Origin of the sequence: Deinococcus budaensis, assembly GCF_014201885.1 — a bacterium.
Taxonomy (GTDB): domain Bacteria; phylum Deinococcota; class Deinococci; order Deinococcales; family Deinococcaceae; genus Deinococcus; species Deinococcus budaensis.
Genome location: NZ_JACHFN010000002.1, coordinates 149,699 through 167,321, shown reverse-complemented (window position 1 = coordinate 167,321; position 17,623 = coordinate 149,699). Strand labels below are relative to the sequence as shown.

Below are 17,623 nucleotides of genomic sequence, written 5' to 3'. Positions count from 1 at the left end.
ACCACCCCTCTTCTGACAGGACTGTCACCGCTGACGGGCGGTTGACCCTCCAGGCTTTATACTCCGCTCATCCAGAACAGGGTCGCTCTCCCGCCTGGACCGGGACGACTTTGCGGCTGGACCACGGCGGCCACTTTCCCTGCCCTCCCAAGGAGACCTTTTCCCATGCCCAAGACCCTGCCTAAGACACTTCCGACCGCCTCCAAATGCCTGCTGCTCGCAGGCCTTCTTGCGCTGGCCTCCTGCGGCCAGACCCCCCAGGCTGCCGGGCAGACGGCGCTCCGGACCCAGAGCCTCGGTGAGGCCGACGCCGGTCCCGTCACGAACATCGCGGCGGTGCAGGGCCAGACGGCCAGCGGCAACGCGCCCTCGCTGCTGCTGGGCCAGCGGGTGACGGTGGAAGGCGTGGTCACGGGGCTGCGGACCTCCTATGTGGCGGCGACCCGCTCGGCGCAGGTGGACGGCTTCTTTCTCCAGGAGGAGCAGCCGGACGCCGACCGCAACGAGCTGACCAGCGACGGCCTGTTCGTGTTCTGCGGCGGCACCTGCCCCAGTCTGGGCTCCAGCCTGGCGCCGGGCGACCTCGTGCGGGTCAGCGGCACGGTGGCCGAGAGCTTCACGGCGACCCAGCTCACGGCGGAGGGGCTGACCAAAGTCGCGTCGGGGCTGGAATTGCCCGCTGCCGTGCGCGTCAAGCTGCCGTTGCCGGTGGCCGAGCGCGAGCGCTACGAGGGGATGCGGGTGGGCACGGCGGGCGTGGTCACCAACAACTTCACGCTGGGCCGTGGGGCGAGTTTCGACATCGCCGACGCGCGCATCCCGACCTACACCCAGGTCAACCGTCCCAGCGCGGCGGGCCTCGCCGCCTATCAGGCGGAGGTCGCGAACCGCGTGCTGCGAATCGACGATTCCAGCCGCTGGCAGAACCCCGATCCCGTGATCTTCGCGCGGAACGGCCAGCCGCTGAGCGCCGCCAACACCCTGCGCGGCGGCGACCGGGTGGTCGTGACCGGCGTGCTGACCTTCAGCAACGACGGCTGGACCGGCAGCGGCTCGGAGGACGTGTACCGCCTGCAAGCGACCTCGGCCAGCATCGACGGCCAGGAGCGCCCCAGCGAGCCGGGCGGCGTGGGCGGGCGTCTGCGCGTCGGTTCGATGAACGTGCTGAACTACTTCACCACCCTGGTCGAGAGCAACAGCGGTTGCACGCTGGGCGGGGTGAGCAGCGCCGCACGCGGGGCCGACGACTGCGTGGAGTTCGAGCGTCAGCGCGCCAAGATCGTGGCGGCCATCACCAAGATGAATCCCGATGTGCTGGGCCTGCTGGAAATTCAGAACGACTTCGAGAAGGGGAGCCGTTCCTCCATCGCCAATCTGGTCACGGCCCTGAACGCCGCCACGGCCCCCGGCACCTACGCCGCGATCAACCCCGGCGAAAATGTCGGCACCGACGCGATCACGGTCGCCCTGATCTACAAACCCGCCAGCGTGACCCCGGTCGGGCAGCTCGCGGTGCTCGACAACCGCGTAGACCCCACCTACCAGGACACCCGCAACCGCCCCACCCTGGCGCACACCTTCCAGAGCAAGGCGAACGGCGGGCGCGTGACGGCGGTCGTCGCCCACCTCAAGAGCAAGGGCAGCGCCTGCGCGGGCGATCCGGACCTCGGCGACGGCCAGGGCAACTGCAACCTGACCCGCACGAACGCGGCGCGGATCATCGCGGGGTGGCTCGCGACCAACCCCACCGGCGTGCAGGAGGACGACCGCCTGATCCTGGGCGACCTCAACGCCTACCGCATGGAAGACCCGCTGCGGGCGCTGGAGGAGGGCGGCTACCTCAACCTCTTCGACGCGTCGAGCTACTCCTACCAGTTTGGCGGCCAGTGGGGCAGCCTCGACCACGCGCTGGCGACCCCCAGCCTGGAGCGTCAGGTCGTCGGCGAGGCGAAGTGGCACATCAACGCCGACGAGCCGACCGTGCTCGACTACAACACCGAGTTCAAGAGCGCGGCGCAGCTCGCAGGCTTCTACGCCCCCGACCCCTTCCGCTCCAGCGACCACGACCCGGTGCTGGTCGGCCTGAACCTGCGCGCCCAGACGCCGCTGCCCGCCTCGGTCCCCGTCACGCGCGTCCACCTCTCGCCCGACGCGGCCCAGCTCACAGCCACGGTGGGCGCCGAGGCCGTGAGCCAGAACTTCACGGCGAGCAGCGTGAACGTCCCCGACGAGCTGACCGTCAGCGTGACCCCTCAGGGCGGCGCTCCGGCGCTGGCGACTGCGCCCGCCACGGCGACAAGCGGCGAGGCCTTTACCGTCACCGTCTCGGCCCCCGAGGGCACCGCGCCCGGCGTCTACACCTACGAGGTGAAGGCGGCGGCGGGCGGGGCGAGCGACACCAGCCTGCTCACGGTGACGGTGCAGGCGCCCAAGCCGGTCCAGGCCGCCGACCTCTACTTCAGCGAGTACGTGGAGGGGAGCAGCAACAACAAGGCCCTGGAGATCTATAACCCCACCTCGCAGGCGGTGGACCTCGGCGCCTACAGCGTGGAGCTGTACTCGAACGGCGCCACGACCGCCGGGAACAGGGTCACCCTCAGCGGCACGCTGGCGGCAGGCGGCACCTACGTCCTGTACAACAGCCAGGCGGTCGCCGCGCTGAGGGAGCGGGGTCAGCTCAGCAGCGCCGTGACCAACTTCAACGGCGACGACGCCCTGCTGCTCAAGAAGGGCGGCGAAGTGATCGACTCCTTCGGGCAGGTCGGCTTCGATCCGGGCACCGCCTGGACCTCCGGCGCCGTCACCACGCTCGACCGGACCCTGCGCCGCAAGGCCAGTGTGACGGCGGGCGACGCCACCGGCACGGACGCCTTCGATCCCGCCGCCGAGTGGGACGTGTTTCCCATCGACACCTTCGACGGCCTCGGCAGCCGCTGACCCTTTCTCCCCTTTGGCCACCCCGTCTCCCTCCCGGCGGGGTGGCTTTCTATGCTGGCCCGGTGAAGCCTGACCTGACCGCCTGGCTGGGCCAGATCGTCCGCGTCGCCGTGGACCGTCCGCTGGGCAGCGTGCATCCCCGTCACCCCGACCTCGTGTACCGGGTGAACTCCGGCGAACTGCCCGGAACACTCAGCGGCGACGGTCAGCCCATCGACGCCTACCTGCTGGGGTGGGACGTGCCCGTGGGGGAGGCGAGGGGCGTGGTCGCCGCCGTGATCGTCCGCGAGGACGACGTGGAGGACAAGCTGGTCGTCGTGCGGCCGGGCACCACCTGGGCAGATGCGGACATCATGAAGGCCGTTTGGTTTCAGGAGCGGTATTTCCGGGTACGGCTGGTGCGTTAGCCTGCCGCCCATGACCCACTCCACACGGCCCGTGACGCTGATTACCGGCGCGGCGGGCGGCATCGGCGCGGCGCTCGCGCGGGCGCTGGCAGGCACCCATACCCTGATCTTGCAAGGCCGCGACCCGGCGCGGCTGGCGGCCCTGGCGGACGAGGTGGGCGGCCAGCCCCTGCTCCTCGACCTGCTCGCGCCGGACACCTTCGGGGAGGCGCTGGCAGGGCTGGGCCGGGTGACCAACGTGGTCCACAACGCGGGGGTGGCCGAGCTGGGGGCGGTGGCCGAGCAGGGGCACGCCGCCTGGACCCACACCCTGGGGGTCAACGTGGTCGCGCCCGCCGAGCTGACCCGGCTGCTGTTGCCGCGCGTGCGGGAGGAGCGCGGCACCCTGGTGTTCGTGAACAGCGGGGCGGGCCTGCGGGCCAACCCCGGCTGGGCCAGCTACGCGGCCAGCAAGTTTGCCCTGAGGGCACTGGCCGACGCCCTGCGCGACGAGGAAGCCCCCCACGGCGTGCGGGTCTCGACCGTCTATCCGGGCCGCACCGCCACGCCCATGCAGCAGCAGGTGCGCGCGCAGGAGGGCGGCGCCTACGACCCGGACGCCTACCTGACCCCGGAGACGGTGGCCGCCACGATCCATTTTGTGCTGGGCGCTCCCCGGGACGCGGCCCTGCCCGACTTGAGCGTGCGGCCGGGTCCCCGCTGATGCCCAGGCAGGAGTATGACGCCGTGGTAGTCGGCGCAGGTCCGGCGGGGCTGAACGCCGCGCTGGTGCTGGGCGGCGCCCGGCGGCGGGTGCTGCTGCTTGACGGCGGGCCGCCGCGCAACGAAAAAGCCACGGCGGCCCACGGGGTCTTTACCCGCGACGCCAGCCCACCCGGTACCCTCAAGACGCTGGGACTGGCCGACCTCACCGAGTATCCGGTGACGGTGCAGCCCGGCGTGGCCCGCGAGGCCAGGGCGCTTCCTGAGGGATTCGCGGTCCGGCACGACGGCGGCTGGGCTTTTGCCCGGCGCCTGCTGTTCGCGACCGGCGTGCGCGACGTGCTGCCGGGCGTGCCGGGCCTGCGTGCCCGCTGGGGCCGCACCGTCCACCACTGCCCCTACTGCGACGGCTGGCCCAACCGCGAGGCGGCGCTGGGCGTGCTGGGATCGCACCAGGAGGGCCACCACCTCGCCCTGAGCGTGCGCGCGTGGTCCGGCCGGGTGGTGCTCCTGACCGACGGCCCCGACGAGCTGACCGAAGAGCAGCGCGAGGACCTGCGCCGGGTCGGCGTCCCCATCCACACGGCCCCGATCCTGCGGTTGGAGGGCCGCGACGACCTCCGGGTCCGCTTCCGGGGAGGGGAGCGCCTGCACCTCGACGCGCTGTTCCTCAACCCCACCCAGGTTCAGAACAGCGCCCTGCCCGCGTCGCTGGGCTGCGAGCTGAACGAGAAAAGCCGGGTGGTCGTCAACGAGCACGGCATGACCAGCGTACGCGGCGTGTGGGCGGCGGGCGACATGACCGGCGCGCCGCAGTACGTGATGAGCGCGGCCTCGGCAGGGATGCTCGCCGCCGTCTCGCTGAACACCACCCTGATTCATGAGAACGTCCGCGCGCTGGGGGCCGCCTTTCACAAGTCCCCCGACGGGGAAATCGGCAAGGCTCCCAGCGGCGGCGAGGCGTCCTGAGCGTCCCTGCTACCATGCCCCGCGTGACCTCGCCTGGCCTCGCTCTTCCCGTTTTCGAGGTGTTGCCCGAGCTGCGCTCGGCGCTCGCGGCGCACCCGCTGGTGGTGCTTCAGGCGCCGCCGGGCGCGGGAAAGAGCACCGGGCTGCCGCTTGAGCTGCTGCATGAACCCTGGCTCGCCGGGCAGGGCACCGTGATGCTGCAACCGCGCCGGGTCGCTGCCCGGGCGGTCGCGGCCCGGCTGGCCGAAGGGCTGGGGGAGGAGGTCGGCGGCACGGTCGGCTCGCGGGTGCGCTTCGAGTCGAGGGTGTCGAACCGGACCCGCATCGAGGTCGTCACCGAGGGCATCCTGACCCGCCGCCTCCAGCGCGACCCTGAACTGGCGGGTGTGGGCCTGGTGATTCTCGACGAGTTCCACGAGCGCTCGCTGAACGCCGACCTCGCGCTGGCCCTGCTGCGTGAGGTGCAGGGGGCCCTGCGTGACGACCTGCGCGTGCTGGTCATGTCGGCTACGCTCGACCCGGCGCTGCCCACCCGCCTGGGCGCTCCGCTGGTGCAGAGCGCGGGCCGGGCCTACCCGGTGGACGTGCGCTACCTGCCTGCCGACCCGGCAGGCCGCGTCGAGGACCAGGTGGCCCGCGCGGTGCGGGAGGCGCTGGCGGCGCACCCGGAAGGGGACATCCTGGCCTTTCTCCCTGGTGTGCGCGAGATTCGCGGGGCGCTGGGGGCGCTCTCCGGCGTGGACGCGGCCGTGCTGCCGCTGTACGGCGACCTCCCGCTGGCCGAGCAGCGCCGGGCGATCCTGCCGGACCCGGGGGGCCAGTGCCGGGTGGTGCTGGCGACCTCCATCGCGGAAACGTCGCTGACCCTGGCGGGCGTGCGGGTGGTCGTGGACGGGGGCCTGAGCCGCACCCAGCGCTTCGACCCCGGCACGGGCCTGACCCGCCTGGTCACCACCCGCGTCACCCGCGACGGGGCCGAGCAGCGCGCGGGCCGGGCAGGCCGCACCGCGCCGGGCACCGCCTACCGCCTGTGGAGCGAGCGCACCCACGCGGCCTTGCCCGCTGCGCGCCCCCCCGAGATCGTGGAGGCCGACCTCGCGCCGCTGACCCTGGAACTTGCCGGATGGGGCGCGCCCGACCCTGCCGCCCTCGCCTGGCTCGACGAGCCGCCCGCGCCCCGGGTCCAGAGCGCCCGCGCCCTGCTGCGCGATCTGGAGGCCCTGGACACCGCTGGGCGCATCACGCCGCGTGGCTCGGCCCTGCTGGAATTGCCCACCCACCCCCGCCTGGCCCATCTGCTGCACGACGGGGCCGCGCTGGGGCTGGGACCCCTCGCTGCCGACGTGGCTGCGCTGCTGGAAGAACGCGATCCCCTGGCCGCCGGGGCCGGAGCCGACCTGACCGACCGGGTGGCAGCCCTGCGCGCCTGGCGCCGCCGGGAGGGGAGCCGGGGCGACGCGGGGGTGCTGGAACGCGCCGAGCGGCTCGCGCGGCAGTGGCGGCAGGCCCTCGCCGTGCGGCCGGACGACACCCCGCCGGACGGGTTCGCGGTGGGCCAGCTCGTCGCCCTGGCCTACCCCGAGCGGCTGGCCCTGGCCCGCGAGGGGGGTGGAGGCCGCTTCCTGCTCGCGGGCGGTCAGGGGGCGCGGCTGCCCGAGGGGGACGCGCTGGCCGCGAGTCCGGCCCTGGCGGTCGCCCACCTCGACGCGGGCACGGCCGAGGGCCGCATCTCCCTCGCCGCGCCGCTCGCCCCGGCGGTCCTAGGCGCCCGCGCCGGATGGCAGGACGCGGTGCGCTGGGACGCCCGCAGCGGCACCCTCGTCGCCCAGCGCGAACGGCGGGTGGGGGCGCTGGTGCTGGACACCCGGCCCCTGCGCGACCTGCCGCACGCGGCGCGGGTGGAGGCGCTGGCCGGGGCGATCCGTGCGGAGGGCCTCCACCTCCTCACCTTCTCCCCGGACGCCGCCAGCCTGCGCGCCCGGGTCCAGTCGCTGCGCGCGTGGCGCCCGGAAGAAGCCCACGCCGATCCACCCCAGTGGCCCGACCTCTCGGACGCCGCGCTGCTCGCGGGGCTGGAGGACTGGCTGGGGCCAACGCTGGAGGGGGTGCGCACCCGCGAGGACCTGGGCCGCCTCCCGCTGCTTCCGGCCCTGCAAGCGCTGCTGCCCTGGCCGCTCCCGGCCCGCCTCGACGAGCTGGCGCCCACCCACCTGACGGTGCCCAGCGGCTCGCGCGTGCGCCTGAGCTACCAGCCTGACGGCTCGCCGCCCATCCTGGCGGTGAAGTTGCAGGAACTCTTTGGCCTGACCGAGACCCCCAGCGTCAACGGGGGCCGCACGCCCGTGCTGCTGCATCTGCTCTCGCCCGCCGGGCGCCCGGTGCAGGTGACCCAGGACCTGAGGTCTTTCTGGAACTCCTCGTATTTCGAGGTCCGCAAGGAGCTGCGCGGCCGCTACCCCAAGCACCCCTGGCCCGACGACCCCTGGAGCCACGCGCCGACGCGGCACGTCAAGAAGCGCCTGTAGGGCGTGGCCTGCGGCATGGGCGCGTAGGCCAACGAGGAAGGTGGGAGACGTACGACTGCGTCTCCCACCTTCCTTGACCAGCCACCGGCCACACGCTCTACAGCAGGTTCGCCAGCGCCCCGCCGACCAGGGTCAGCGTCAGGATGCCCAGCATCACGGCGGCGAGGTGCCGGGGCTGCACCGGATTCACGCGGCCCGTCCGTGCCCGCCCTGCGGCAGGGGGTGGAGGCTGCCCAGCGCGGCCTTGAGGTGCTTGTACACCTCGCGCTGGAGTTCGAGGTCCTCGGGCAGCTCGTACTTGAGCTGCTCCATGGCCTGCACGATGTGGGCGCCGCCGGGGCTGCGCTCGTGGTCGGGGCGCGCCCACTCGGGCAGCTCGGGGGTCACGGCAGGCTCGCGCCGCGCGTCGTTCCAGTCCACCCACTGCTTGGGCAGGTCGTAGAGGTAGCGCCCGAGGCCGAACTGCACCGCGCAGCGCTTCAGCGCGTCCGACGAGGCCGCCTTGAGGGTCCCGTACTCGCCCTCGCCCGCCTCGCCGATGTCCTCGCGGGTCACGCCCAGCACGGTCAGGCGGCCCTTGACGGTAGGGTGCTGGGTGCCCGGGATGACCTCGATCTCAAACGACCAGCCGTCCGGGCAGATCGCGTCCAGGCGGTCTTGAACGGCGCGGGCGTCCACGTAGGCCAGCAGCAGCGCGCGGGTGCGGTCCTTGGTGAATGCCTGGGGCTTCCAGCCCACCAGGTGAGCGGGAAACGGAGCCTGGAGTCGTTTCTGAACATCGCTCAACTTCATGGATTTAGTTTATAACAGAATGTAATTACGGTCAAGGCGTAATTCTGGGACTGGAGTTGTCGGCTGTGCCGTCCAGCAAAACCCCCAGCACGGGGCTGGGGGGTCGTGGAGGGGACTGAGAAAGAGGGAGACGGCCTGCGAGGCGTTTACCTCGTCTCGGTCAGGCTGTAGCTGCCGCTGCCGGAGTAGGCGTAGACCTCCCAGCGGTAAGTGCCCTGAGCGGCCGCGTAGTTGATGCTCTCGCTGCTGCTGGCGCCCTCGCTGGCGGCCACGTCGGCCCAGGCGCTGCCGTTCCACTTCTGGAGGAACAGGTCGAAATCGGTGCCGCTGGCCGCGCTGAGGGTGCCTTTCAGGGTCCCGCCCGCGTAGGAAAAGCCCCCAGTGCCCGGCTGGTAGCTGCTGGCGCGGCTGCCCACGCTGCCGGTATAGGTCGTGCCCGGCGCGGGGGTGGTCGTGGTGCCCGTGCCCGTGTACAGCAGGCGGTTGGGGCTGCCCGTCTGGGCGCCCGTGACCTTGCCGGTGGTGGCGCCGTTGAGCAGGGCGCTGGTCGCCGCGCTGTTGGTGGTGTTGCCGCCCGCGATCAGCAGGGCGATGGCGCCTGCGACGTGCGGGGTCGCCATGGACGTGCCGCTGATGGTGTTGGTGGCGCTCGTCGAGCCGATCCAGGTCGAGGTGATGTTGCTGCCCGGCGCGAACAGGTCCAGGCACGTCCCGTAGTTGGAGAAGCTGGAGCGGGCGTCGGTGTTGGTGGTGCTGCCCACCGTGATCGCGCTCGCCGCGCTGGCGGGGGAGACGTTGCAGGCGTTCTGGTTCTCGTTGCCCGCCGCGACCGCCATGATCAGGTTCTTGCTTGCCGCGCTGTTCACCGCGTCGTTCACGGCCTGGCTGAAGCCGCCGCCGAGGCTCATGTTCGCCACGGCCGTCGCGCTGCCCTTGTTGGTCACGGCCCAGTTCACGCCCGCGATCACGCCCGAGTTGGTGCCCGAGCCGTCGCAGCCCAGCACCTTGACCGCCACCAGCTGCACGCCCTTGGCGACGCCCCAGGTGTTGCTGCCCACCGTGCCCGCCACGTGGGTGCCGTGGCCCTGGCAATCACTGTTGGTGCCGTCCCCGGTGGTGTTGGTGCCCCACACCGCCCGGCCCCCGAAGTCGGTGTGCGCCGTGTTGATGCCGGTGTCGATGATGTAGGCCTTCACGCCGTTGGCGGTGCTGTTGTAGGTGTAGCTGCCGTCCAGCGGCAGGTTGCGCTGGTCGATGCGGTCCAGGCCCCAGGTCGCGCCGCCCTGGGTGGCGCTCATGCGCATCACGCCGTCTTGCTCGATGTACTTCACGCGCGTGTCGGCGCGCAGGGCGGCGAGGTTCTGGGCACTGAGCTTGGCCGCGAAGCCGCTCAGGGCCTGCGCGTAGATATGCTGCACGGTCACGCCCTGCGGATCGAGGCCCAGCGTGCGGACCAGGGCGCCCGCGTCCTGCGCGCCCAGGTTGGTCGGCAGCGCGCCGTCACTGAACACCACGATGTACTGCCCCGGCACCGCGTCGGGATTGGCGGTGCCCAGCAGCGGCGCGGAGGTGCGGGCGCCGCGCTCGGTGGACGCCTGGGCCGGGGCGACCGAACCGGGAGCCTGCTGACCACAGGCGGCGAGAAGCAACGCGAGACCGAGTGAACCGAGCGCAATACGTGAAGTCATCCTGAACCTCCGGGGGCTGGACTGAGAGCGAGATGGGTTGTGGATGTGTTGACGAGGAAGGTGTAGCACATCCTTCCAAAAGGCCCTTTTGCAAACAGCTAGACAAGCTTGGTAGCGTCTCACAAAGCTTCGATTTCCTAAAAATGTGCTTTTATAAATTTACAAACGCAATCTATAGAGACAGAGAGTTTTACATTTGGTTAAAAGGGCGGCGTCCGCTGAGCCTCTTGTGATGGGCCTGTGTGCTAGGAGTGACGGTGCCGTTTCTGCGCTGGTCCTCTTTGGAGCGTGCAGCCTCATGTTCCGGGAAGGCCGTCCCGGGCAGGGCGCGGCTGGAGAATGACAGAGGACCGGGACGGTCCCGCGCGTGGCGAAACCGTCCCGGCCTGGGGATCGCAGGATTTTAGCGGGGGGCTGTCACCGTCACGGCCGCCGGGTTGGTGGTGATGGTCAGGCGGGCGAGCTGCGAGTCGAGGTACTTCTGGGCGGCGTCGCGGGCGAGCTGTTCGCGGATGACGGGCGCGACCTCGGTCAGCGGAGCCAGGCCCGCCGCCGTGCGTCTGGTCACGACCAGCACGTGCCAGCCGTACTCGGTCTGCACCAGCTGGGGCTGGTTGACGGCGCCGTTGAACGAGGCGCGGTCAAAGGCTTCGACCGTGTCCCCGGGCGACAGGCAGCCCAAGTCGCCGCCCTGCGCGGCGCTGCCGGGGTCCTGGCTCTTGGCCTTGGCGATGGCCGCAAAGTCCCCGCCGCCCTGCACCTCGCGCAGCACGGCCTGACCCTCGGCCTGGGTGGCGACCAGAATATGCTTCACGCAGGCCTCGGCCGGACGGTTGAACGACGCCTTGTTGAGGTTGTAGAAGCTCGCCACCAGCGCGTCTCCGAACTTGAAGCGGTTCTTGGTGGCGTCGAGGTACGCCTGCACGACCGCCTGCCGCTCGATGTCGGCGCGCAGATCGGCCTCGTTGGCAAAGCCGGTGGCCGCCAGGGCTTCTGCAAAGTCGGCGTCGTTCTCGAAGTCCTTTTTGGCCTGGGCGACCTGCTCGTCGATCTGCGCGGCCGGGACCTGGGTGGTGCGCCGGGCGAGCTGGTAGACCGCGCGGTCGCGGGCGTACTGGGTCAGGAACTCGGGCCGGGCCTCTGCAAATTCCGCGAGCATCTCGGGCGTGAAGGGCACCCCCTGCGAGTTCAGGACCCGCGCCACCGCGATGCGGAAGGCCTGCTCGTACTGCGCCAGCGTAAAGCGCTCGCCGCCCACCTGCGCGACCACGGTCTGGGGATCGGCGGCTGGGGCAGCGGGCGTGGCCGGGGCGGGCGCGGTCTGGGTCGGCGTCGTCGGAGCCGGGGCCGTCTGGGCAGGCGCGGCAGGAGCAGGCGGCGTGGCCGTAGGAGGCGTCGGGGCTGTCTGCGCGAGGGCCGCACCGCCCAGCAGCAGGGCGAGCGTCAGGATGCTCTGTTTCACCCGTTCACTCTAGAGCATTTGCTCTGGCGCGCAGGCGGCTTCCGGATAGGCTGGCCCCCGCTTGTCCGGCCACTTTGCGCGGCCCTGCTACAATCCCCCCCGATGCGCCTGACCCTCGTGCCCACCCAAGACCCGCGCCTGTACGACGACGCGGTGCGCGCCCTGCCGCTGACCAGCGCCCTGCAAGGCTGGGGCTACGGCGAAGCGCGGCGTGAGCTGGGGCAGACGCCGCTGCGCTACCTGATTCAGCGGGGCGCCAGCACGGTGGGCGCCGTCCAACTGCTGCGCAAACGGCTGGTGCCCGGCTTTTCGACCCTGTATGCCCCGCGCGGCCCGGCACTGGAGTCGCTCGACCTGCTGCCCGCCGTGGCTGAGGCCATAAGAAAGGTCGCGCGCCCCGGCGACGCCCTGCTCAAGATCGAGCCGCCCTCGCCCGTTCCCGCCGAGGACGGCGTGGCGGTGCCAGACGCTTACGGCCCCTTTCGCCGCGCCGAGAGCGAGCAGCCCGAGCACACCATCCTGGCCGACCTCACCCGCCCGGAAGACGAGCTGTTTTCTAACCTGCACTCCATGGCCCGCCGCAACGTGCGCGCCGCCCAGAAGCTGGGCGTGATCGCCGCCCGCGACGACGACTTCGACGCCTTCTGGGAGATTTTCACCGCGACGAACGAGCGCGCCAAGCTGGGCGCCTTTCCCCGCAGGTACTACGAGACCATGCTGCGCGAGGGCGGCGCCCACGGCGGCGAAGCCTACCTGGTGCTGTCGCGCTTCGAAGGCAAGGCGCTCGCCGGGGGCTTTTTCCTGGCGATGGGGGGCGGCACCTCCTACCTGTTCGGCGGCAGCGTGCGCGACGACCGTACCCACCCCGACGGCAGCCCCTACAAGGACGTCAAGGCCCCCGACGCCTTTTACTGGAACGCGATGCTCGACGCCAAGCGCCGGGGCTACACCACCTTCGATTTCTGGGGCATTCCGCGCAAACTGGACGAGGACAAGCATTCCTTCGGCGTGTTCAAGATGAAGCTGAAGTTCTCCGAGCAGCGGGTGTGGTACCCCGCCTACGACCTCAGCCTCAACCCCGCCGCCCCCGCCATCGTCCGGGCGCTGCGCTGGCGCAAGACGCAGAACAACCTTCGCAAACGCGGCAGCGCCGACGACGTGCTGTAAGGGGCAGTCAGCGGTCAGCTTTCAGCAGTCAGAAAAAACTTGGGGTCAGCGGTTTTCCGGACTCAGCGTGTAGACGACCAGATGGTGCCCGTCGAGGTCGCGGGCGTCGAAGGTGCGTCCGAAGCCCTGATCCTCGATGGCCCTGACGAACGCGCCCAGTTCGGTCAGGGCAGCGTGGACGGCCTCCAGCTCCTGCGTCTCGAAGCCCAGCTCGACCGACCCCGGGCCGGTGCGCTTGCCTACGTCCTCGGTCTGGGCGGCCTTGAGGCTGAGGGTGCAGCCCGGCGCACCCAGAATCAGCATGTGGGGAGGGGCGGATCGGGAGGCGTCCATCACCAGCCCGAAGGCACGTTCGTAGAAGTGCTGCGCCCGCGCCACGTCCGCCACAAGCAGGTTGACGTTGCCGAGCCTCGCCCTGGAGATCATTGTCATGGGTCCACGGTGCCACGACGCTCGCCCCCCGTCTTGAACGAAAACGACCGTCAGGCGCGCAAGCGTTCGGCGAGGCGCGCAGGGGAGAAGCCGGAGAAGGCGCGGACTTCGCGGGTGAAATGCGATTGGTCGGCGTAGCCCAGGCTCAGGGCGAGTTCGGCGAGTGGCAAGGCGGGCGGGGAGGCCAGCGCCGTCACGGCGGCCTGGAAGCGGGCGAGCCGCTGAAGGCCCTTGAGGGTGAGGCCCAGCTCGCGGCGGCTGCGGCGCTGCAATTCGCGGGCCGAGCACCCGGCGAGGTCCTCCAGCTCGGGCAGGTGAAACGTCAGGGGCGCCTCGCAGACCTGCCGGGCCGCCGCCTGAAGGGGACCGGGAAGTGCGGCCAGCCGCCGCCCCACCCAGGCCCGGACTGCCTCGGCCGCCCCCGCAAGGTCATCCGCCCGCAGCCGCTCCAGCACGTCGGGGGCCGCGTTTGCCCCGGCGAGCACGTCCGCGTAGAGGGCGGGAGGGACCCAAGGGGACAGCCGCACCCGCAGGACGTTCCCCTCCCCCACCTGCGCGAGCAGCGGCCGCCGCTGGATCCCCGGGGTGAAGACCGGACCCGGACGCCAGACGCCGCCGCCGGGCGTCCCCAGGGTGAGCCGTGCGGTGCTAAACACCAGTTCTACCCCCGCGTCCGGCCACAGCCAGCGGGGGGCCGGGGCCGCCGCGAGCCGCCCCACCCTGAGGTCCTGGACGAAGGGGGCGAGGTCCACGCTCCGGCCTATCCGCCCGCCCAGACCCGCCGCGCCGGGGCGCTCACGCCCAGCGCGACCCTGCCGTAGCAGACCCTGCCTGCCTTGGGGGTGGGGGCGCTCATCCTCCCAGTGTAGGACTGGTGGCGCCGCGTTCCGCAAGCAGTGACGGCCGCCCTCCTCTCGCCGCCCTAAGGCCCCCATGTTAAATTGAACCGAGTTCAGCGCCCCCCTTTTCCCGGCCCGGCAAGGCCCCGGCGCCGCGCCCTTTTCCAGGAGTGCCCATGATCGATTTCACCTTGACCGACGAGCAAAAGCAGCTTCAGCAACTCGCGCGCGACTTCGCCCGCAAGGAAATCATTCCCATCGCCGCCGAGTACGACCAGAAAGAAGAGCTGCCCTGGCAGGTCGTGGAAAAGGCCTTCGAGGTCGGCCTCCTGAACGCCTCCATCCCCGAGCACGCGGGTGGCCTGGGCCTGGGCATGGTGGACGAGTGCCTGATCGGCGAGGAGCTGGGCTACGGCTGCATGGGCATCTACACCGTGCTGATGGCCTCTGAACTCGGCATCACGCCGATCCTGGTGGGCGGCACCGAGGAGCAGCAGAAGCGCTTCCTGGGGCCGCTGACCGAGAAGCCCTCCCTCGCCGCTTTCGCCCTCAGCGAGCCGAACAACGGCTCCGACGCCGCCGCGATGCACACCACCGCCGTGCTCGACGGCGACGAGTGGGTCATCAACGGCACCAAGATGTGGATCAGCAACGGGGGGCTGGCCGAGATCACGGTCGTCTTCGCCACCACCGACCGCCAGGGCGGCCACAAGGCGACGGTCGCGCTGGTCGTGCCCAAGGACGCGCCCGGCTTTTCGTACAACAAGATCAAGCACAAGATGGGCCAGCGGGCCTCGCTGACCTCGGAACTCGTGTTCGAGAACGTCCGGGTGCCCAGGGAGAACCAGCTCGGCGGCCTGGGCGACGGCTTCAAGATCGCCATGAAGACCCTCGACAAGACCCGTATTCCGGTCGCCGCCGGGTCGGTCGGCATCGCCCGCCGCGCGCTGGACGAGAGTGTGAAGTACGCCAAGGAGCGCGAGGCCTTCGGCAAGCCCATCGCCCAGTTTCAGGCCATTCAGTTCAAGGTCGCCGAGATGGCGATGGGCGTCGAGACGGGCCGCCTGATGTACTGGAAGGCCGCGTGGCTGGTGGACCAGGGCCTGCCCCACGGCTACGAGTCGGCCATCGCCAAGGCCTACTGCTCGGAGATGGCCTTTGACGCCGCCAACGAGGCGATTCAGGTGCACGGCGGCTACGGCTACGTGGGCGAGTACCCGGTGGAGAAGCTGCTGCGCGACGTGAAGCTCAACCAGATCTACGAGGGCACCAACGAGATTCAGCGCGTGGTGATCAGCCGCAACCTGCTCAAGTAAGGCCGCCTCGTGTCCGGCGCCCGGGGTCCGCTCCGGGCGCCTTGTTGTGGGCCACGCTGGATCATCCGGACGTCATTCGTGCCCTTTAGCCTTCAGAACATGCCCCGACGCAGCGTCCTCCTCGCGTGTGCCCTGTCCTCTGCTCCGGCCCTGGTCGGCGTTTCCGCCCAGACGCTGAGGAGTCAGGCCGCGCCGCTTCCCCACGTCACCCTGAAGGCCCCCGGCTATACGGTGCAGACTGAGGTCCGCAAGGCCGTGGTGTACCCGGAAAGCGGGCCGAACGTGGGGCCATATTTCCAGTTCTCGCCCGCGCAGGTGCGGGTGGTCCTCAACCGCCCTGGTGAGCACTGGAAGCCGGGCTTCGAGGCCGACGTGCCGCCCGCCTCCGTCACGGTGACGCCGGTCCAGAACTGGCTGACCCTCTATAAGGGGCCGACGGCGCGGGTGGTCAAAGAGCGGCTGGACCTGCTCAGGAAGATCAATGCGGGCCAGCAGGACATGGGCCAGTTCCGCAACTGGCTGGAGTTGCCCTATTTCCCACTGCGGAACTCGGCGCAGGCGGTCAGCGGTGCGGTCAAGCGCATCAACACCGGGCACCTTCGGGGGGTGCGTTACCTCGCGGTCTACAGCCAGGAATCCCTGAAAGCGTATCCGCGTTCGGCCGCCTTCTACACCTTCCAGGGGCTGACCCGTGACGGCAAGCACCTCGTTTCGGTGCGGCTGCCTTATGCGCCCCGAAGTTTTCCGGTGGAGCCGGGAGAAGGCGTCTTGCCCGAGAAAGGCTGGCTCGCCTACCGCCAACAGGCCCAGACCAAACTTGATGCCGAGAGTGGCAAACTGGGCCAGCTCGACGCCCTCGTGCAGTCCATCCGGGTGCGCTGAGGCCCACGGGCGCTGCGGTTCAAGGGCAAAAATCCGGGCGGGGGCGAGAGCTTCCGCCTTCACCGGGCACCGGCCCAGGCGGGTGCCTTCGGCCTGATCGCGGGACGGGTGTGGGTGGGCGACTTCTGAAAAGTTCTCTCCTCAGATCGCCCAGTCCCCTCCGCCTGCCCCCAGCTTGACTTCCCCTGCCCTCCACCCGATAGTGGGCCAATCCACAACGCAGGATGAGCGGGTGTCTCATCCGGACCGCTGGCTGGCGCGGCCGCCGCCTTCCATTTTGCAGAAACGTTCTCAGGAGGAGTGCCGATGAAACGAGTTGCTTTGACGGTCACGCTCGGGCTGGTCGCCGCTGCCCACGCGCAAAAAGTTCAGGCGCCCATCCCCATCGGGGTCGCGCTGGCGCAGACGGGGAATGTGGCGCTGCTGGGGCAGGAACAGGTGATCGGGGCGCGCCTGGCCGAGAAGTACATCAACGCGCGCGGCGGCATCAACGGCACGCCGATCCGGTTGATCTTCCAGGACGCCTCAGGTGACGAGAACACCGCCATCAACGCCTTCCAGAACCTGATCAGCAAGTCGAACGTGGTGGGCATCGTGGGGCCGACGCTCTCGCAGCAGGCCTTTGCCGCCGACCCCATCGCCGAGCGCGCCAGGGTGCCGGTGCTGGGGCCGAGCAACACCGCCAAGGGCATCCCGCAGATCGGCAACTACGTCGCGCGGGTGTCGGCGCCGGTCGCGGTGGTCGCCCCCAACGCGATTCGCACCGCGCTGAGGCTCGATCCCAAGATCAAAAAGGTCGCCGTGCTGTACGCGCAAAACGACGCCTTCTCGGTCAGCGAGACGGGCACCTTTCAGGAGACGGCCAAGGCGCAGGGCCTCGACGTGGTCACGGTGCAGAAGTTCCAGACCACCGACACCGACTTCACCACCCAGGTCACCTCGACGCTGAACTCGGACGCCGATCTGGTGATCGTCTCGGGGCTGGCGGCCGACGGCGGCAACCTGGTCAAGCAGCTGCGGCAGCTGGGCTACAAGGGCCTGATCGTGGGCGGCAACGGGCTGAACACCTCCAACATCTTCCCGGTGTGCCAGCAGTACTGCGACGGCGTGATTATCGCGCAGGCCTACAGCCCGGCGCAGCCCAGCGCCGCCAACCAGGTGTTCGTGAAGGACTACCGCGCCCAGTACAAGAAAGACCCGCCCCAGTTCGCCGCCCAGGCCTACGCGGGCGTGCAGGTCATGGCCGACGCGCTGCGCGTCATCGACCGCCGCAAGAAGCTGACGACCTGGGAGCTGCCTGCCCTGCGAACCGAGCTGAACAAGCAGATTCTGGCCGGGAAGTACAACACGCCGCTGGGCGAACTGCGCTTCGACAAGGACGGCGAGATTCTCCAGAAACAGTTCTACGTCGCCCAGATCAAGATGAAGGACGCCAAGAACGGCTCGTTCGTGTTCCTGAAATAAACCCTCGGCGGTCAGCCGTCAGCGTTCAGCCGCCTGTTTGC

At 70.3% G+C, this 17,623-nt stretch carries 14 protein-coding genes; 9 read left to right on the top strand and 5 right to left on the bottom strand.

Going from position 1 to position 17,623, the window contains the following annotated elements; translation table 11 throughout:
• Nucleotides 1–165: 165 nt before the first annotated feature.
• The 5 genes from HNQ09_RS03595 to hrpB all read left to right on the top strand — a co-directional run bounded on the left by HNQ09_RS03595 (nucleotide 166) and on the right by hrpB (nucleotide 7,540).
• The gene (locus tag HNQ09_RS03595; RefSeq protein WP_184025609.1) at nucleotides 166–2,937 is read left to right on the top strand and encodes an ExeM/NucH family extracellular endonuclease; all 2,772 of its coding nucleotides are present in this window, start codon (nucleotides 166–168) and stop codon (nucleotides 2,935–2,937) included.
• A gap of 62 nt (nucleotides 2,938–2,999) precedes the next feature.
• A complete protein-coding gene (locus HNQ09_RS03590; protein WP_184025607.1) occupies nucleotides 3,000–3,344 on the top strand; it encodes an inorganic pyrophosphatase in 345 nt (114 codons plus the stop codon).
• Between the two features lie 10 nt (nucleotides 3,345–3,354).
• Nucleotides 3,355–4,047 carry an SDR family oxidoreductase gene (locus tag HNQ09_RS03585; protein ID WP_184025605.1) on the top strand — a complete coding sequence of 231 codons (693 nt, stop codon included), beginning with the start codon at nucleotides 3,355–3,357 and terminating at the stop codon, nucleotides 4,045–4,047.
• Nucleotides 4,047–5,015: an NAD(P)/FAD-dependent oxidoreductase gene (locus tag HNQ09_RS03580; RefSeq protein WP_184025603.1), complete on the top strand. Its 969-nt coding sequence runs from the start codon at nucleotides 4,047–4,049 to the stop codon at nucleotides 5,013–5,015. Before HNQ09_RS03585 ends, HNQ09_RS03580 begins: the two co-directional genes overlap by 1 nt.
• Before the next feature lie 14 nt (nucleotides 5,016–5,029).
• Complete coding sequence (gene hrpB / locus HNQ09_RS03575; protein ID WP_184025600.1) at nucleotides 5,030–7,540, top strand: ATP-dependent helicase HrpB; 2,511 nt, start codon at nucleotides 5,030–5,032, stop codon at nucleotides 7,538–7,540.
• Nucleotides 7,541–7,726: 186 nt separating this feature from the next.
• Here the strand turns inward: hrpB and ddrA are convergent, their stop codons facing one another.
• The 3 genes from ddrA to HNQ09_RS03560 all read right to left on the bottom strand — a co-directional run bounded on the left by ddrA (nucleotide 7,727) and on the right by HNQ09_RS03560 (nucleotide 11,482).
• The gene (gene ddrA / locus HNQ09_RS03570) at nucleotides 7,727–8,332 is read right to left on the bottom strand and encodes a single-stranded DNA-binding protein DdrA (protein ID WP_184025598.1); all 606 of its coding nucleotides are present in this window, start codon (nucleotides 8,330–8,332) and stop codon (nucleotides 7,727–7,729) included.
• Nucleotides 8,333–8,478: 146 nt separating this feature from the next.
• The gene (locus tag HNQ09_RS03565) at nucleotides 8,479–10,020 is read right to left on the bottom strand and encodes a S8 family peptidase (protein WP_184025595.1); all 1,542 of its coding nucleotides are present in this window, start codon (nucleotides 10,018–10,020) and stop codon (nucleotides 8,479–8,481) included.
• 403 nt (nucleotides 10,021–10,423) lie between these two features.
• Nucleotides 10,424–11,482 carry a peptidylprolyl isomerase gene (locus HNQ09_RS03560; protein WP_184025592.1) on the bottom strand — a complete coding sequence of 353 codons (1,059 nt, stop codon included), beginning with the start codon at nucleotides 11,480–11,482 and terminating at the stop codon, nucleotides 10,424–10,426.
• Nucleotides 11,483–11,584: 102 nt separating this feature from the next.
• Between HNQ09_RS03560 and HNQ09_RS03555 the strand changes: the two genes are divergently transcribed.
• A complete protein-coding gene (locus HNQ09_RS03555; protein ID WP_184025589.1) occupies nucleotides 11,585–12,649 on the top strand; it encodes a lipid II:glycine glycyltransferase FemX in 1,065 nt (354 codons plus the stop codon).
• Nucleotides 12,650–12,694: 45 nt separating this feature from the next.
• On the opposite strand, the gene HNQ09_RS03550 is transcribed toward HNQ09_RS03555, so the two are convergent.
• Both HNQ09_RS03550 and HNQ09_RS19235 read right to left on the bottom strand, forming a co-directional pair.
• Nucleotides 12,695–13,081: a VOC family protein gene (locus HNQ09_RS03550; RefSeq protein ID WP_184025587.1), complete on the bottom strand. Its 387-nt coding sequence runs from the start codon at nucleotides 13,079–13,081 to the stop codon at nucleotides 12,695–12,697.
• A 50-nt stretch (nucleotides 13,082–13,131) separates the two neighbouring features.
• The gene (locus HNQ09_RS19235; protein ID WP_184025584.1) at nucleotides 13,132–13,833 is read right to left on the bottom strand and encodes a helix-turn-helix domain-containing protein; all 702 of its coding nucleotides are present in this window, start codon (nucleotides 13,831–13,833) and stop codon (nucleotides 13,132–13,134) included.
• A gap of 263 nt (nucleotides 13,834–14,096) precedes the next feature.
• Between HNQ09_RS19235 and HNQ09_RS03540 the strand changes: the two genes are divergently transcribed.
• The 3 genes from HNQ09_RS03540 to HNQ09_RS03530 all read left to right on the top strand — a co-directional run bounded on the left by HNQ09_RS03540 (nucleotide 14,097) and on the right by HNQ09_RS03530 (nucleotide 17,582).
• Entirely contained in the window at nucleotides 14,097–15,236 is a 1,140-nt protein-coding gene (locus HNQ09_RS03540) for an acyl-CoA dehydrogenase family protein (protein ID WP_184025581.1), read from the top strand.
• A gap of 99 nt (nucleotides 15,237–15,335) precedes the next feature.
• Nucleotides 15,336–16,118: a hypothetical protein gene (locus tag HNQ09_RS03535; RefSeq protein ID WP_184025578.1), complete on the top strand. Its 783-nt coding sequence runs from the start codon at nucleotides 15,336–15,338 to the stop codon at nucleotides 16,116–16,118.
• Between the two features lie 306 nt (nucleotides 16,119–16,424).
• Nucleotides 16,425–17,582, top strand: a complete 1,158-nt coding sequence (locus HNQ09_RS03530; protein ID WP_184025576.1) for an ABC transporter substrate-binding protein — start codon at nucleotides 16,425–16,427, stop codon at nucleotides 17,580–17,582.
• Nucleotides 17,583–17,623 lie beyond the last annotated feature (41 nt).

Coding starts and splice junctions, on each gene's coding strand:
- HNQ09_RS03580 (WP_184025603.1), top strand. CDS start 4,047: ATGCCCAGGCAGGAGTATGACGCCGTGGTAGTCGGCGCAGGTCCGGCG.
- HNQ09_RS03530 (WP_184025576.1), top strand. CDS start 16,425: ATGAAACGAGTTGCTTTGACGGTCACGCTCGGGCTGGTCGCCGCTGCC.
- HNQ09_RS03595 (WP_184025609.1), top strand. CDS start 166: ATGCCCAAGACCCTGCCTAAGACACTTCCGACCGCCTCCAAATGCCTG.
- HNQ09_RS03585 (WP_184025605.1), top strand. CDS start 3,355: ATGACCCACTCCACACGGCCCGTGACGCTGATTACCGGCGCGGCGGGC.
- hrpB (WP_184025600.1), top strand. CDS start 5,030: ATGCCCCGCGTGACCTCGCCTGGCCTCGCTCTTCCCGTTTTCGAGGTG.
- HNQ09_RS03555 (WP_184025589.1), top strand. CDS start 11,585: ATGCGCCTGACCCTCGTGCCCACCCAAGACCCGCGCCTGTACGACGAC.
- HNQ09_RS03565 (WP_184025595.1), bottom strand. CDS start 10,020: ATGACTTCACGTATTGCGCTCGGTTCACTCGGTCTCGCGTTGCTTCTC.
- HNQ09_RS03540 (WP_184025581.1), top strand. CDS start 14,097: ATGATCGATTTCACCTTGACCGACGAGCAAAAGCAGCTTCAGCAACTC.
- ddrA (WP_184025598.1), bottom strand. CDS start 8,332: ATGAAGTTGAGCGATGTTCAGAAACGACTCCAGGCTCCGTTTCCCGCT.
- HNQ09_RS03535 (WP_184025578.1), top strand. CDS start 15,336: ATGCCCCGACGCAGCGTCCTCCTCGCGTGTGCCCTGTCCTCTGCTCCG.
- HNQ09_RS03550 (WP_184025587.1), bottom strand. CDS start 13,081: ATGACAATGATCTCCAGGGCGAGGCTCGGCAACGTCAACCTGCTTGTG.